The following is a 15,760-nucleotide window of genomic DNA, read 5'->3' as shown; positions in this document are numbered from 1 at the left end:
TTTGTAAAAAATTTAAATATTTAGTTAAGAGGGTTATCAATGGATGCAAATGATCGAACAAAAGAACGGTTGGCTCAGGGGATTAAAACGCTAATGGTTACAAAGCCTTTAGATAAAATAACCGTTAAAGAAATTGTTGATCAATGTGAATTAACAAGACAGACGTTTTATCGTTATTTTCAGGATAAATATGACTTAGTTAATTGGTATTTTGATAAATTGGCGCAACAATCAATTAAGCAGATGGGGGTCAGTCTCACGCTGGAAGAAGGCCTAACCCGTAAATTTGCCTTTGTCCGGGCGGAGAAAGATTTTTTTACAGCGGCATTTAAATCCAGTGACTGCAATTCGATTTTTGATTACGATTTAAAGCTGATAACGGATTATTATACGAATCGGATTGTCCAAAAAACCGGAAAGCCCCTGGAAAAAGATGATCAATTCCTACTGGACATGTATTGTCAGGGATCCATGGATATGACCTTTAAATGGGTGACCGAGGGGATGGTCATGGAGCCAGCTGAATTTGCTAAATTACTGATTGAGGCAATTCCGGAAAAGCTCAGACACTACTTATTGTTTTTGTAGGTTAATATTTTTTATGACAATCGTTATTTGATAACAGCTGCCCTGTCATCAGATAACGATTATTTTTTTGCCGCAGAAAAGTGACACATTTTATTAACTGTCACTTATGTGACAGTTAGAGAGCTATGTCAATTGAATCACATCAAAAATTTGATACAATGATAAAGAAATGTAACTGTTTACAGTCGAAAAAATTTGGAGGTACCCAAAATGGCAAGAACCTATTATTTTCCACCAGTCGTAATTATGGAACCCGGTGCAATCGAACTCATTGCCCCGGAAATCAAACGGATGAATGTCAAAAAAGCATTAGTTGTAACCGATCAGGTGCTCATCGATGCTGGAATTGTCCAGGAAGTACTCAATGTGTTAGATAATGCTGAAGTGGCATATGCCATGTTTTCTGATGTTAAACCAAACCCGACAGTTACCAATGTCAACGCCGGTCTTCAGGCCTTGCAAGATAACGAATGCGATTTTGTAATCAGCATCGGTGGCGGATCACCCCAGGATACGGCCAAGGGAATTGCCATTTTAGCTACTAATCCCGGGGATCTGCGGGATTATGAAGGTGTTGGCAAAACCGCCAATAAATCATTACCAATCGTAGCGATCAATACAACGGCGGGAACCGCCAGTGAAGCAACGATTAATTATGTTATCACTGATGAAGATCGTAAACTGAAAATGGTTATTGTCGATCCAAACTGCCTGGCCACAGTGGCGGTTAATGACCCCAATTTAATGGTAAAAATGCCAAAATCATTAACAGCAGCCACCGGGATGGATGCCTTGACCCATGCCGTTGAAGGCTATACCACCGCCGGAGCTTCCCGGTTTACTGATTTATTCAACTTAGAAGCGATCAAAGCGATCGCTGGTAGTTTAAGAGAAGCGGTTGCCAACGGAGAAAATGTGGCGGCCCGGGATGATATGGCTTATGGACAATTTGTCACCGGTATGGGCTTCTCGAACGGCGGCTTGGGAATCGTTCATTCCATGGCTCACCAGCTGGGTGGTTTTTATGATCTGCCTCACGGCGTCTGCAATGCCATTTTGCTTCCTCATGTTGCAGCCTTCAATGCTGATGCGGTGGGTGATCGTTTAAAAGCGGTGGCAGAAGCAATGGGCGTTGATACAGCGCACAAAAGCAAAGAAGCAATTAACGAACTGGCCATTGAAGCCATCAAACAATTGTCTAAAGATGTTGGCATTCCCTCTGGACTGGCAGAAATCGGCGTTAAAGAAGAAGATTTCAGTGAATTGGCTGACCTGGCTTTGGCTGATATCTGTACCGGTGGAAATCCCAAATGCCCAACCAAAGATGATGTGATTGCCATTTACAAGGCAGCATTTTAATTTTGGGTATGGAAATCGCCTGATTGAGATAAGCAGAAAATAGACACGATAATAAGTTAAGAGGATTTGTCCGAACCGGGATAGATCCTCTTTTTCAATGAATGGGATCAAAGTTAAACAGATGCAGAAACGGCAAAAATTTGAAGAAAATGAAGTGATTGGCAGAAGATCCAGGCATAAATCGCCAGCATTTGGGTATATAAGAATTGTTATGGTTCATAAAAGTTAGCTGAAAGGGTGAAGCCGCATGAATGACGCTATGTATCAATCGATTCTGGAACATGCCCCGATGGGTTATGCTTATCACAAAATTGTCTGTGATGAAGCCGGTAAGCCGTGTGATTATGAGTTTATTGAAGTCAATCCGGCTTTTGAAAAACTGACAGGGCTCTTTGGGGCTAAAATACTTGGGAAACGAATCACAGAGGTTTTGCCAGAAATTGTTAATGACAGCTTTGATTGGATCCGTTTCTATGGTGACATTGCTTTAAATGGTGGCAAAAAAGAGTTTGATCAATATACGGCGGCCCTTAACATTTGGTGTCGGGTCCTTGCATATGCCCCGAAAAAAGGTTTTTTTATTACCCATTTTATCGATATCACGAAGGAAAAGACACAATTGGAGGAATTGAACAATTTCTTTGAATTGAGCCTGGATTTTTTGTGCATTGCTGATATGGATGGATATTTTGTCAAAACAAACAGGGCGTGGGAAGAGGTGTTGGGGTACAGTTGCGAAGAATTGATCCGGACAAAGTATCTGGATTTTGTCCATCCGGATGATGTTCAGGTAACCCGGGAGGTGATGAATCGTCTTAATGAACAGAACCCGGTGGTTAACTTTACCAATCGTTACCGGGCCAAAGATGGAACCTATCATTGGATTGAATGGTCTTCCCGGCCCCAGGGAAAGTTGGTTTATGCGGCTGCCCGGGATATTACGGATCGCAAAAAAATCGAACAGCGATTAGAAAGGCGGATGCTGGAGTTGACCAGACCAGCTGAAGATACCAGCACAATTGACTTTTCTGAATTAATCGATCTGGAGACCATTCAGCGATTGCAGGATCAGTTTTCTGAGGCAACCGGTGTTGCTTCAGTGATCACCCTGACCGATGGCACCCCAATAACCGAACCCTCCAACTTTACCCGACTTTGTCGGGATATTATTCGCAAGACTGTACGTGGCTGTCAGAATTGTTATAAATCGGATGCGGCAATTGGTGCCTATTCAGTCGACGGGCCCATCATTAAAAGATGTTTAAGTGGTGGTCTGTGGGATGCCGGGGCGGCGATTACGGTGGGTGGTAAACACGTGGCAAATTGGCTGATCGGTCAGGTCCGGGATGAAAACATCAAAGAGTCCCAATTAGTCGCTTATGCCCGGGAAATCGGTGCCGATGAAGATGATGTCTTGCGGGCATTTAGAGAAGTGCCCCGGATGTCCATCCAGCAGTTTGAAAAAATCGCAAAATTGCTCCATACCATTGCCAATCAGCTGTCAAATCTGGCCTTTCAGAATCTGCTTCAAGCCCGCTTTATTAATGAAAAACGGCAAAATGAAAAAGAGATTCTCTATCTCAGCTATCATGATTATTTAACGGGGCTTTATAATCGCCGGTATTATGAACAGGAATTGGCGAGACTGGATAAAAAAGAAAATTTACCATTAACCCTTCTGCTGGGAGATGTTAATGGCTTAAAGTTGGTTAATGATACGCTGGGACATTTGATGGGGGATGAGCTGTTAATCAAAACGGCCAGGATTATCAGCCAGGTCTGTCGCAAGGACGATATTGTTGCCAGACTGGGCGGGGATGAATTTATTGTGATCTTACCACGAACAGCGGGTTCGGTCATCGAAATGATGATCGATAAGATCAAAAGCCTAGCGGCAGCGGAAAAAGTGGGTGGATTGGCGGTATCCATCTCTTTTGGCTACGAAACAAAAAATAACGAGGCAGAAGATATCGAAGAAATATTTAAACGGGCGGAAGATGATATGTACCGTCATAAGCAATATGAAAGTACGGCAATACGACCCAGACCCAAATAGTAAACCCACCGCAAAAACGGTGGGTTTACTATTTGGGTCTATTGGTTATTCCGGGTAAAAACGGCCGGTTAAACTTCTAAATGGCGGGGATAGGTATAGTCCTTCTCCATCGGTAAAAAGACATAACCTTCAGCCTGGAGCGTTTCAATAACGATGGGAATGGCATTTCGGCTGGATTCTTTGAGTTCAGCATGGCATAAAACAACCGATACATCGTTTTCCCGACATCCTTCAATAATCATTTGGGCAATGACATCACTTGGCGGTGGATCAGAGCAGCCGTCTCCGGAAGAAACATTCCAGTCGCTGTAATTAAAGCCCCGACTAACGATGCCCTGAACACAGGCCTCATTGGAGTTTGTTGAACCACCTGGAAAACGAAAAACGTGGCTGGTTTCTGTTTGACCCGTTATTGATTTTTGGAACTGATCCAGCTCCTCAACATCGGCAAAAAAGGCTTCCGGATTGCTGTAAAGGCCGTAATCGTGGCTGCTGGTATGATTAGCCAGGGTATGGCCTTCATCAACAATCCGGCGATACATGGCTTTGGCATTGTCATTGTCATGGAGGGTGGTAAAAAAGGTGCCCTTGGCATCATATTCATTGAGTATATCAAGAAGTGCTCCGGTATTTTCGCTGGGGCCATCATCGAAGGTCAGAAAAACAACCTTGATCCCGGCAGTGTCTCCGCTCCGAAGTCGAGCTTTTATATCGGCCAGGGGATCATCATCCGTCACCTGGGGTTTGGTTTCCGTTTTGGCATTCTGCTGATTATTACTGATTACGGTTTCTGTTTTGGCAGCATTGGGGTCGGACGAATTAGCTGATGAAGTCTGAAGGATCTGTTTTTGGGTATTAAAGGCTTCGGCCATTTTATTCATTAAAAAAAACAAAGACATGGTAATGATAACGAGAATAATCAGGCTCATTGCCGAAAATGTCAGGAAACGGGGTAAATTTTTGATTCGTAATTTTGGGGTGGTTTTCTTTCTCATCGCTACCTCTATTGTTTTAAAATCAGAACAGCGGGCAGTCTCGCCGAGTCTAACCCGTCTAAAGTTGATTGTAGCAGAAAACCAACTAAATGTGTAATTTATTTCTTGTTTTTTTAAAAAAAATATTGAATTCACATTGTTACCGCAAAGAGCGATTACTGCAGCATTAGACAAGGCTTAAGAGAATCGGTCAAAACCTTTAAACGGTTTCAAGTTTGAGCTCCTTTTGGCAATTGGGTTGAATTTAAACCGAGCTTGTGATAGGCTATTTTTATTTGAGGAGCAGGCCGATGGATATAATGGTGGTGATCAGCCAGATGTTGGAATTATTTTTGATTTTGGCTTTTGGATATATTGCAGCAAAGAAAAAAGTTGTCAGTGGAAATTTCGGATCACAGCTTTCGAATTTTATTTTAAGTATTACGCTGCCATGTATGATGCTGGCCTCGGTGGCAACCATGCCAGCGGATACCAATAATTCGGATGTCATTATGATGTTTATAATTTCCATTCTTTTTTATGTGGTGATGCCGTTTATTGCTTATTTGATTGTCCGAATCCTGATGGTGCCAAAAGAAGACCGTTACTTATACATGTATATGACCATTTGGTCTAATGTTGGCTTTATGGGTTTTCCTGTGATCGCATCGATTTTTGGGGAAAGCGCTATTTTTTATGCAACGATCTTTAATCTAATTTTTAATGTCAGCAACTTTACCCTGGGGATTATGCTGATGTCAAAAGAGGGCCGAAATGCGCTGGATGTAAGAAAGTTTTTATCCCCGGGGATGGTGTCATCGATTATTGCAGTTATTATGTTTGCCTGCCATTTTAAATTTCCGGAGCTTCTTAACGATACGTTAAAAACCGTCGGGTCGACGACGACGCCCCTGGCCATGATTGTAATCGGCATTGCTTTATCAGGGATTTCAGTTCGGAGCGTTTTTGCCGAGTTCAGACTGTATCCCTACGTGATTATTAAGCAGGTCTTGTTGCCCTTATTGGCCTGGGTGATTTTAAGAAATGTGATCATAAATCCCTATTTACTGGGAATTGTGATTATCATCATTGCGATGCCGGTGGCAACATCTTCGGTACTTTTTGCCAATCGCTACGAAAACAATGTTGCGCTGGCTACAAAAGGCGTTTTTATCACGACCCTGGCTTCGGTTGTTACGATTCCAATGATCGCATTTCTGTTAATGTGAACGATCGGTACAGATTCCCGATAATCTTTCTTCAAGCTTTGAAATTAAATGCGAGTAAGAGTTTGTTATTGTATGGTTGTTCAAGAAAAGGCTATATTTATACGAAAAAATGTGCTAAAATTATCATTAATTTAGTGAAAACTAAAAATAGTTATCACAGGAAAGCGGAGAAAACGAAATGATCGAATTAGCAGAAGTATTGGATCTGGCCGATAAAAGTGGATTTACGAGAGCAGCCAAACTTGAGGTTTCCACCATTGATTTAAACCCCGAAGTCAGACAAATGTGTGCCGATAATAAGTGTCAGATCTATGATACCAATTGGGCATGTCCACCGGGATGCGGAACATTGGAAGAATGTGGAACAAAGGTAAAAAATTACAAGCATGGCGTGATTGTTCAAACCACCGGCGAATTAGAAGACAGTTTTGATTTTGAAGGGATGGAAGAGATCAAGAACAAGCACAATGCCAGCTTTGATCGGCTGGTTGAAGCCCTGTTTGAAAAAAAAGCGGATATGCTTCCACTGGGCGATGGATGTTGTTCACTGTGTCAAAAATGTACCTATCCAGAAGATGCCTGCCGCTTTCCCGAGAAAGCCTTCTCATCCATGGAAGCCTTTGGAATTCTTGTTAGTGACTTGTGTAAACTAAATCAGCTTGAATATTACTATGGCCCTAATACCCTAACCTATGTTGGGTGTGTATTATTTAACTAGTCAGTTTGCCACGGAACCCTTTTAACAGATAGCAAATATGATCTCCCTTTCCGTCGGGCTGTAAGCGCCAACCCGGAAAGGGAGATTTTTTATATTAACTTAATAGTCGGAAAAAACGGAGACTGATTTGATTTGTAAATAGCCATGATTTCCTAATTAGTAAAAGCGCTTGATTTTATAAATAACTGTTGACATAAACATTAAATTGATTTAAAATTGTCTCAGTTGCGAAAGTGATTAAATCAGGCAGCCAACGAGTGCTGTAAAAAAGAATGGCACAAAAGTGATCCAGTCAAGCGATGTAATCGCTATCACATTCCCGAAATAACGGCTATTTGAGAACTTAACAGTTGTAAAACTAGCATCAGTCGTTACGTCATCGTATCAGAAATTAGGGATTACACGCACACACGTGGAATCGTTAATATAACCGATATCATCCAGATATCATAAATCGATTTTAAAATTGGAGGAAAAAATGTCAAAAATCGAAGAAGTAAAAGCAAAGGTTGAAGCTGGAAAGTCAAAGCTGGTTCCGGTATTGGTTCAGGAAGCCCTAGATGAAGGCAGTGCACCGGCAGAAATTCTTCAGGCCATGGTGGATTCAATGGGTGTGGTCGGGGATAAATTCTCATCCGGGGAAATCTTTGTACCGGAAATGCTGATTGCCGCTAAAGCCATGTCTAAAGGTGTAGAAGTGTTAAAACCGCTGATGGCTGGTGACGGTTCAGCTTCGCTGGGTACTTGTGTTATCGGAACGGTGGCTGGTGATCTTCATGATATCGGTAAAAACCTGGTTTCGATGATGATTGAAAGTGCCGGTTTTGATATGGTCGATCTGGGCGTTGACGTCCCGGCTGATACCTTTGTTCAAGCAGTAAAGGATAATGCAAATGTCAAGCTGGTAGCCTGTTCCGGTCTGCTGACGACGACCATGCCAGCCTTGAAAGAAGCGGTTCAGACGATTAAAACGGCGTATCCGGATTTAAAAGTAATCGTTGGTGGGGCGCCAGTTACGCCAGAGTACGCAACTGAAGTTGGTGCTGATGGCTATGCTCCTGATGCCGGAAGTGCGGCAGTTAAAGCCAAAGAATTGGTAACCGCATAACAGTATCGGTTTAAAAGAACAAGCGGGCGTTGCTCAAGGCAGGTTCACAACGATCCATATAATTTTAGGAGGTATTAGAATGCTGACAAAAAGACAGAATTTACTGGAAACCATTAAAGGTGGAAATCCCGATCGCTTTGTAAAACAATATGAGTTTATGAATTTGATTATGGAAGCGCCCATCGGAGCCATGTGCGGGCCGGGACAGACAATAAAAAATGGCTGGGGAATTACCTTTACCTGGCCGGAAGGTCAATTGGGTGGTTTTCCGATTCATGATGATGCGCACAAGGTTTTAAAAGATATCACCGATTGGCGCAGTCAGGTAAAAGCACCAGCGGTGGAAACGTCAGATGAAGCCTGGGCAGCAGCGGTTGCTCATGCGAATGCCGTCGATCGCAATGAAGAATTTGTAACTGCCTTTGTAGCGCCGGGAATCTTCGAAATGACCCATCATCTGATGAGCATGGAAGATGCCTTGATGGCCCTGTATGAAGAACCCGAAGCGATGCATGATTTGATTGATTATCTGGTTGAGTATGAACTGGCTTATGCCAAAGAAATGGTTAGCCGCCTCCATCCCGATTGTATTTTCCATCATGATGACTGGGGTAGCCAACGTTCTTCGTTTGTATCACCGGAAATGTTTGAGGAGTTCTTTGTTCCGGCTTATAAAAAAATCTATGGTTTTTACAAGGATAACGGGGTAGAGTTGATTGTTCATCATAGCGATTCCTATGCCGCCAACCTGGTTCCAGCGATGATTGAAATGGGAATCGACATTTGGCAGGGGGTCATGACAACCAATAACGTACCCGAACTGATCAAAAAATATGGTGGTCAAATTTCGTTTATGGGTGATATTGACAGTGGTGTCATTGACTTCCCAGGTTGGACACCGGAGATTGTCTTTGAAAAAACAAAGGAAGCCTGCGAACGATGTGGAAAGCTCTATTTTATTCCCGGGGCCAGCCATGGTTTAAATTTTGGTTGCTTCCCAGGTGTTTATGAATCAAACGATGAAGCCATTGATAAAATGAGCGCCTTAATGTTTTAGAAAAACGACTCAAAAAATAAGATAGAAAGAAACCCGCTGAGAATTTTTATTGATTCTCAGCGGGTTTTGAATTTTACTTATCAAATACACGGCGAAATATCTCTTTCACACTGTCTGGAAGTTGCAAATAAATTGTGAAATCGGATTGAATATGATAAAATTATCAAAAAACAGTTAATGAATCAACGGTCAGATGGAGGACAGCATGGTTTATATAGCAGTTTGTGAAGATGAACAGGAACACCAGGAAAGAATTGAGTGGTATTTAAAAGAATACAGTGCCATTAATTGCTGTGATTTCGAAATCTCTTTTTTTTCGACGGCGGTGGATTTTTGGGCCCATTATCAGCCCGAATCATTTTGTATCGTCTTTTTAGATATATATTTGGAAGAGGGCAATGGCATCGAAATTGGGAAAAGGCTGCGAAATTTAGGTGAAGACTGCCAAATGGTTTTTATTACATCAAGCAGGGATTTTGCCATCGAAGGCTTTGAGTTAAAAGCCCAGCACTACATCATCAAGCCAATCACGAAAGATAAAATCTTTGAAGCATTGGATCGTTGTCTGGTAGTTTTGTCTAAGGAGCTTCAGGTGATCCGGGTTCCCAATGGAAAACTGGAAGTAGCCGTTCGATTGAAAGATATTATTTATGTGGAAGTGTTTAATAAGATCTCGGTAATCCATACGGAAAATGAAGAAATCAAGACCTATCTGCCCTTATCTCAGCTAGAAAATATGCTAGGCGGTAGACCCTTTTTGCGCTGCCATCGTTGCAGCATCATTAATATGAATCACGTCGAGGATTACACTACCACTGATTTCATTATGAATAATGGTGATCGGGTGGGAATCACCCGCAGTAACAGTGTCGCCGTTCGTCAAAAGTATTTGGATTTTATATTTACAAAAGTCAGAGGTGAAGTCAGTGCTAAGCAGTAATCTGAACATTGTTTGGGGGATTGCTTTATCAATAGGCCCCTATTTTATTCTAGCCTTTATACCGGTCTGGAAGCAGCTCCGGTATTCAAAAAAAACGGTAATCGCTGCGGGTACCTTGTGTATGGTATTAAACATCATTTCAGTGATCATGATCATTGAATGGGTTCCGAATTGGAACAGTTTGCGTGCTTTTCACAGCGTCTTTTTTTTATTGCTCTACCTGGGGGTTTATACCGCAATGGTTCGGGGAACGCCTGCTAAACTTTTGTTTGTTGGACTGCTGGTTAAAAGCTATGCCGAGTTTATTGTTACCATGGCCAAATTTCTGGAGATTGCTTATCTGACGTATGGATTGCATCGGGTTTATGTTCAAATCTCCTATTCTTTCTACTTTAACCTGTTTCAATGCGCAATTCTGGTGTTAACGTATCCCCTGGTATGGATTTTTTTCAGAAAGAAAATTAGACAGGTGATGGCGACCCGCAACAAGGCCTGGGGGTACCTCTGGATTATCCCGATGGTTTACTATATTATCAGTTTGGCTTTTGGTGCTCTGAATGCGACCCTGATTGCGCAATGGCAGTTTCTGGTGTTTAATCTGGTTTCTTTTTTAGGCTTTTACCTGATTTATTATGTAGTCATTGAAATGCTGGAACAAACTCAGAAAAACATCCTTCTGGCCGAAAGCAATGAGGTGATTAAACAACAATTACTGTTTCAGTCGGAGTATTATAAGAAATTCGGGATCTGTATTGAAGAGACCCGCAAAGGTGAACATGACCTGAGGCATCATTTAAACGCAGTACTGGGATTGATCCAACAGAAGAATGGGGACAAGGCAGAAAGCTACATCGCCGAATTGCTGGGGAACCGCTTGAGTATCGCCGATATTATGTATTGCAAAAATGATGCTGTTAATGCCATATTAGGCTATTACGCCAATATTTGCAAACTGGAAGCGATTGATTTTACCATTGAAGCAATGGTGCCCCAGGATTTAAAAATTGATGAAACGGATTTATGTGTGGTTTTTGGAAATGTTCTGGAAAATGCCCTGGAAGCCAACCGGCGAATCACCTCAGGGGAAAAGATGATTAAACTGGCATCCCAGTTTATTGGCAACAAGTTATATATTACGGTGGACAATCGTTTTAGTGGGAAAATTTCAATGAAAAATGGCGTCTACCTTTCCCAGAAAAGAGAGCAGTCATCTGGTATTGGGATTGCGTCGGTGACCGCCATCGCTCAAAAATATGACGGCGAAGCTCGATTTGAAGCAGATGATCAGATCTTTAGCGTGGCGGTTGTACTGTCCAATACTAGCCGGACAATGGCTCCGGATCGTCTATCGATCTGGGATGGCCGGGGAATCAATAATAATCCTTGTCAGTTGGAACATTAATCACTATAATAAATACAAACTAAAAGTGTCGATACAACGGTCAGAATTACCGGCAGCGGTCAGATCGGGGTAAATTTTGGCGAAAAATTGTGAAAAAGGGAGTAACAAATGAGTTTTGAGTTGATCCAGGAAATCCCCTCACCCAGTGAAATTTTGAAAATGATGCCTTTATCTGAAACGGGCAAAAAAATAAAAACCCAGCGGGATCAGATGATCCGAGATGTGTTTGAAGGAAAGGACGATCGCTTCATCTTAATCATTGGGCCTTGTTCAGCAGATAATGAAACAGCCGTGATTGATTATGTGAATCGTTTAAGTGCAATTCAGAAGGAAGTGGCCGATAAGATTATCATCATTCCGCGAATATATACCAATAAACCACGAACCACCGGCGAAGGGTATAAGGGGATGCTTCATCAACCGGATGCAAACAAAGAGGCAAACATGGTTGAAGGGATTAAAGCCATTCGCCAATTGCATATCCGTTCCATTGAAGAAACAGGTTTGTCCTGTGCGGATGAAATGTTATATCCCGAAAACTATGCCTACCTGGAAGATTTGCTCAGTTATGTGGCGATCGGGGCCCGATCGGTGGAAAATCAGAAACATCGGTTAACGGTCTCGGGTCTGGAAATTCCGGTGGGAATGAAAAACCCGACGAGTGGTGATATTACAGTAATGCTGAATTCCATTCAGGCCGCTCAGGCAGGGCACACCTTTATCTACCGGGGTTGGGAAGTAAAAACAAATGGAAATCCGCTGACCCATGCGATTATGCGCGGATCGGTGGATCAGCATGGACGCAACTATCCCAACTATCATTATGAAGATATTATGCATCTGATTAAGTTATATGAAAAGCGGGATTTTTCCTGCCCTGCCGTTATCATTGACTTGAATCATGCCAACTCCAACAAGCGTTTTGGTGAACAGCCCCGAATTGCCAGGGAAATCCTGCGTAATCGTCATTATGACGCCAGCTTGAAAAAGTATGTGAAGGGTCTGATGATTGAAAGTTACATTGAAGAAGGGAACCAGCCAGTCGATGGTGGGGTATATGGCAAATCCATTACTGATTCCTGCCTGGGATGGAAAGCTTCAGAAGAGTTAATTCGAACCATTGCTGAAAAAGTATAGTAAATAAAAAACCGTCAATTGTCTGTCAATGAACAATTGGCGGTTTTTTAATGCTTAAAAACGATCAGAAATGGGATATTTAAAAAGGCAGGTGACTAAACGTATAAACAGGGGGTATCAAATTACTAAGCATTTATATCTATAGAAATATGACAGTTCCAGTATGTGTTGAAAGGGTTATGAAGGATGAATCAGATAATCAGACAAAAGATTGCTGTTATGATGGGCTTCATAAAAATGCGGTTAAAAAACCTGAGAGCCATTACTTATAATATAAAAAACAACGGAGAGGGGAATCGAGATCGGGATCTCAATTATCTAAAGAATCATTTATTTTATGATATTACCTTCTATTTTATTCTGTTGGGGCCGATTCTGTTCTTTTACGGTGCCTATCTGTTTTATGAGGAAGGCAAGTATGTGGTATCGGTTATGGAGTTTTTACTGTATTTTGTCTCCGTCTTTGTTCTGCTTAATCATAAGATCAATCTTCGAATCAAAAAACTCTTTTTCCTGCTGACCGGCTATTTTGCCAGTGTGCTGGTGCTGATTGTGGCTGGACCCATGGGAGCCGGAATGGTATGTGTGACAGTGGTGCTGGTGTTATCGGGGTCGCTGCTGGATAAAAAATGGGTTTTGAAATTTATTGCTTTTAATCTGTTTGCTTTTCTGGTTATTACAGTGCTGTTGTTCAGCAGTTTTTTCAATGAATTTGCCATTGCTGATTACGGATCAAGATGGCCGATCGTTGCCATCAGCAGTCAGATCCTGGGAATTGGTTTGTTATTTGTTATCCAAATCATTTATGAGGGGCTTGAGAAACAAGCAAAAATCATTATCAGATCCCAAAAAAGTCTGGAAGCCAGTGAGCAAAAATACCGATATTTAAGTTATCATGACCATCTGACGGGGTTGTACAATCGTCTCTTTTGGGAGGAAGAGCAAAAGCGGATTAACATCAATGAACAGTTGCCGATTTCAATTATAATTGGTGACATCAATGGGATTAAACTGATGAATGATGCCTTTGGCCATGAAGCTGGAGATCGGATGATCATTGAAACATCCCGGATCATGAAAAACAGTTGTCAGAAGGGTGAAATAGTTGCCAGAACCGGAGGTGATGAATTTAGTATCCTGATGCCAAAAACATCCCGGGAAGCGGCGCTGAAACAGATGGAAGAAATAAAGCAAAGTTTTGCTGAACATAATCGGCGGATTTTGAATGAGGCATTTCATATTAATGTGGCCTTGGGTTCGGGAACAAAAGAAGAACCCCATGGCGATTTGAAGGAAACTATTAAAAGAGCTGAATTATACATGAACCAGCGCAAACTACTGGAGCAACGCAGCTCACATAGCGCTATTATTGCTTCAATCAAAGCGACGATGTATGAAAAAAGCCATGAAACCGAGGAGCATTCTGAACGCTTGGCGGCTTTGTCGCGAATGATTGGTCAAGCCCTCAATCTTTCCCAAATCGAACTGGACAATCTGGAATTACTGGCGACACTTCATGATATTGGCAAGGTCGGAATTGATGATCGGATTCTGGCAAAACCTGGAAAACTGACTGAAAAAGAATGGATTGAAATGAAAAAGCACCCAGAAATTGGCTATCGTATTGCTTGCGCTTCACCAGAGCTGGTATCGATCGCTGAATATATTCTTTGCCATCACGAGCATTGGGATGGTAGTGGTTACCCGAAAGGCCTAGTCGGAGAAGAGATTCCGCTGTTGTCACGGATTATCGCAATCACAGATGCCTATGATGCCATGACTGAGAACCGAATCTACCAAAAAGCAACAAATTGCCAAAATGCCTTAGCTGAAATTCAGAAAAATGCGGGTTCACAGTTTGATCCCGATATTGTTTCGTTATTCGTTGGAATTATGCAGAAAAATCCGGTCTGTGAGGAAATCTTTAGCATAAACCGATAGCCAGAAAAAATGATATATAAGTAAGGCTGGTCTCTTCGTTTAGAAACCAGCCTCAAGTCATGCAATGAATTATCTATTATGGAACAGCGTTGCTGTGAGTTTGCAAAATTTAAAGGACGAACCGGTTGTATCAGTCAAGAAATAGATTAATGATTAACGTGAATTTATCCGGTTTTTGAAACATTAAGCCATGTCCTGCTTCGGGGATCAAAATGAGCTTGGAGTTCGGCAATCGACTGGCCAGATATTCGGCATTTTCGGAAGGGAGAATCAAATCGTCTTTACCATCAATAACCAGAGTTTCGTGTTTTAGAAAAGGAATGCGATTACAGGAACCTTCCCACTTGTTGATCGCATCAGCTTGTTTCAGGATCGAATCAGGATTCATAACCCCCAGCGGGCGATGAAATATTTCCCGAATGCGATCCGGATTATTTTTTATCCACTCAGGAGGGAAGATCAGTCGCAGCCACTCATAACCTTTTTCAGAGGGAATTCCCAGTGTGTTTTCAAGCCGGAAAAGAACCTTTGGTTCAGGAGGAAAGATTTCCGGATGACAAAGTGAAGCGTATAGAATCAGTTTGTTAACAATTTCAGGATGCCTTAAGGCTAACTCCTGAGCAATTGATGCCCCCATGGACCACCCAAGTACATGGGCTCGTTCTATTTTTAAGGCAACCAGCATTTCATAAGTATCTTCAGCAAACTGTTCAATTGTGAAAGGCTTATGACCAGAACTGGTTTCACCCATGCCGCGGTTGTCAAAGACAATCACCTTGTATTTTTTTGACAGCGAACGTAAAAACCGTTCCTCCCACAGGTTCATGGTTCCACCATAACCCATTATTAAAAGCAGAGGGTATCCGGATCCATAAACTTGGTAGCTCATACTAATGTCTTCAACTCTTACCATTACAACACCTCTCTTTGAAAGAATAACCATTTACTTAATACCCTTAATGAGGGAATTTATTAACAAAAGGCGATAAATATTAAAAAAAAGATCGGAGCATTATTTTTTAAAATGGCATAATAAAGCCAGATCGATTCTTTACAAAAGAGTTACAAACGTTTACAGCATAGTTGTTTACTTTTGCCATAAACATGATACAATATAATTGAATCAAGGATCAACCAAATCCTTTTCCAATTTAATGACAGGTTCATAGAAAAGTAAAGAATCACTTAACCGAATGAAAAAATCAGGGAGAAGATTATCAGATTGTAAGAAGGTCAGAGATAAACTTCAAG

13 protein-coding genes are annotated in these 15,760 nt (G+C 41.8%); 11 read left to right on the top strand and 2 right to left on the bottom strand.

The genetic code is table 11. The features are described 5' to 3' along the window. The first annotated feature begins 39 nt into the window (after positions 1-39). The 3 genes from ACWI_RS04655 to ACWI_RS04645 all read left to right on the top strand — a co-directional run bounded on the left by ACWI_RS04655 (position 40) and on the right by ACWI_RS04645 (position 4,003). On the top strand, positions 40-588 hold the full coding sequence (locus ACWI_RS04655) for a TetR/AcrR family transcriptional regulator C-terminal domain-containing protein (protein WP_070370265.1): 549 nt from the start codon (positions 40-42) through the stop codon (positions 586-588). 210 nt (positions 589-798) lie between these two features. Further along, positions 799-1,947, top strand: a complete 1,149-nt coding sequence (locus tag ACWI_RS04650; RefSeq protein WP_070370264.1) for an iron-containing alcohol dehydrogenase — start codon at positions 799-801, stop codon at positions 1,945-1,947. 247 nt (positions 1,948-2,194) lie between these two features. Further along, positions 2,195-4,003, top strand: coding sequence for a PocR ligand-binding domain-containing protein (locus ACWI_RS04645; RefSeq protein WP_070370263.1), 1,809 nt, complete (start codon positions 2,195-2,197; stop codon positions 4,001-4,003). Positions 4,004-4,071: 68 nt separating this feature from the next. On the opposite strand, the gene ACWI_RS04640 is transcribed toward ACWI_RS04645, so the two are convergent. Continuing rightward, positions 4,072-4,998 carry a polysaccharide deacetylase family protein gene (locus ACWI_RS04640; RefSeq protein ID WP_070370262.1) on the bottom strand — a complete coding sequence of 309 codons (927 nt, stop codon included), beginning with the start codon at positions 4,996-4,998 and terminating at the stop codon, positions 4,072-4,074. Positions 4,999-5,288: 290 nt separating this feature from the next. Between ACWI_RS04640 and ACWI_RS04635 the strand changes: the two genes are divergently transcribed. From ACWI_RS04635 to ACWI_RS04600, 8 genes are all read left to right on the top strand, one after another. Further along, a complete protein-coding gene (locus ACWI_RS04635) occupies positions 5,289-6,206 on the top strand; it encodes an AEC family transporter (protein WP_070370261.1) in 918 nt (305 codons plus the stop codon). A gap of 178 nt (positions 6,207-6,384) precedes the next feature. Next, on the top strand, positions 6,385-6,924 hold the full coding sequence (locus ACWI_RS04630; protein ID WP_070370260.1) for a DUF2284 domain-containing protein: 540 nt from the start codon (positions 6,385-6,387) through the stop codon (positions 6,922-6,924). Between the two features lie 478 nt (positions 6,925-7,402). Beyond that, on the top strand, positions 7,403-8,032 hold the full coding sequence (locus ACWI_RS04625) for a corrinoid protein (RefSeq protein WP_070370259.1): 630 nt from the start codon (positions 7,403-7,405) through the stop codon (positions 8,030-8,032). Between the two features lie 79 nt (positions 8,033-8,111). Beyond that, positions 8,112-9,089, top strand: a complete 978-nt coding sequence (locus ACWI_RS04620; protein WP_070370258.1) for a uroporphyrinogen decarboxylase family protein — start codon at positions 8,112-8,114, stop codon at positions 9,087-9,089. Between the two features lie 205 nt (positions 9,090-9,294). Next, on the top strand, positions 9,295-10,029 hold the full coding sequence (locus tag ACWI_RS04615; RefSeq protein WP_070370257.1) for a LytR/AlgR family response regulator transcription factor: 735 nt from the start codon (positions 9,295-9,297) through the stop codon (positions 10,027-10,029). Further along, a complete protein-coding gene (locus ACWI_RS04610) occupies positions 10,016-11,431 on the top strand; it encodes a sensor histidine kinase (protein ID WP_070370256.1) in 1,416 nt (471 codons plus the stop codon). Before ACWI_RS04615 ends, ACWI_RS04610 begins: the two co-directional genes overlap by 14 nt. 108 nt (positions 11,432-11,539) lie before the next feature. Further along, a complete protein-coding gene (locus ACWI_RS04605) occupies positions 11,540-12,568 on the top strand; it encodes a 3-deoxy-7-phosphoheptulonate synthase (RefSeq protein WP_070370255.1) in 1,029 nt (342 codons plus the stop codon). Positions 12,569-12,754: 186 nt separating this feature from the next. Further along, a complete protein-coding gene (locus tag ACWI_RS04600; RefSeq protein WP_070370254.1) occupies positions 12,755-14,509 on the top strand; it encodes a bifunctional diguanylate cyclase/phosphohydrolase in 1,755 nt (584 codons plus the stop codon). 130 nt (positions 14,510-14,639) lie between these two features. On the opposite strand, the gene ACWI_RS04595 is transcribed toward ACWI_RS04600, so the two are convergent. Further along, positions 14,640-15,422, bottom strand: a complete 783-nt coding sequence (locus ACWI_RS04595) for an alpha/beta fold hydrolase (protein ID WP_070370253.1) — start codon at positions 15,420-15,422, stop codon at positions 14,640-14,642. Positions 15,423-15,760: the final 338 nt, after the last annotated feature.

The sequence above is a fragment of the Acetobacterium wieringae genome (assembly GCF_001766835.1).
Taxonomy (GTDB): Bacteria; Bacillota; Clostridia; order Eubacteriales; family Eubacteriaceae; genus Acetobacterium; species Acetobacterium wieringae.
This window is presented reverse-complemented; position numbering and strand designations above follow the sequence as displayed.

Excerpts from the sequence above, each read along its gene's own strand:
- ACWI_RS04655 (WP_070370265.1), top strand. The coding sequence starts at position 40 with ATGGATGCAAATGATCGAACAAAAGAACGGTTGGCTCAGGGGATTAAA.
- ACWI_RS04650 (WP_070370264.1), top strand. The coding sequence starts at position 799 with ATGGCAAGAACCTATTATTTTCCACCAGTCGTAATTATGGAACCCGGT.
- ACWI_RS04645 (WP_070370263.1), top strand. The coding sequence starts at position 2,195 with ATGAATGACGCTATGTATCAATCGATTCTGGAACATGCCCCGATGGGT.
- ACWI_RS04640 (WP_070370262.1), bottom strand. The coding sequence starts at position 4,998 with ATGAGAAAGAAAACCACCCCAAAATTACGAATCAAAAATTTACCCCGT.
- ACWI_RS04635 (WP_070370261.1), top strand. The coding sequence starts at position 5,289 with ATGGATATAATGGTGGTGATCAGCCAGATGTTGGAATTATTTTTGATT.
- ACWI_RS04630 (WP_070370260.1), top strand. The coding sequence starts at position 6,385 with ATGATCGAATTAGCAGAAGTATTGGATCTGGCCGATAAAAGTGGATTT.
- ACWI_RS04625 (WP_070370259.1), top strand. The coding sequence starts at position 7,403 with ATGTCAAAAATCGAAGAAGTAAAAGCAAAGGTTGAAGCTGGAAAGTCA.
- ACWI_RS04620 (WP_070370258.1), top strand. The coding sequence starts at position 8,112 with ATGCTGACAAAAAGACAGAATTTACTGGAAACCATTAAAGGTGGAAAT.
- ACWI_RS04615 (WP_070370257.1), top strand. The coding sequence starts at position 9,295 with ATGGTTTATATAGCAGTTTGTGAAGATGAACAGGAACACCAGGAAAGA.
- ACWI_RS04605 (WP_070370255.1), top strand. The coding sequence starts at position 11,540 with ATGAGTTTTGAGTTGATCCAGGAAATCCCCTCACCCAGTGAAATTTTG.
- ACWI_RS04600 (WP_070370254.1), top strand. The coding sequence starts at position 12,755 with ATGAATCAGATAATCAGACAAAAGATTGCTGTTATGATGGGCTTCATA.
- ACWI_RS04595 (WP_070370253.1), bottom strand. The coding sequence starts at position 15,422 with ATGGTAAGAGTTGAAGACATTAGTATGAGCTACCAAGTTTATGGATCC.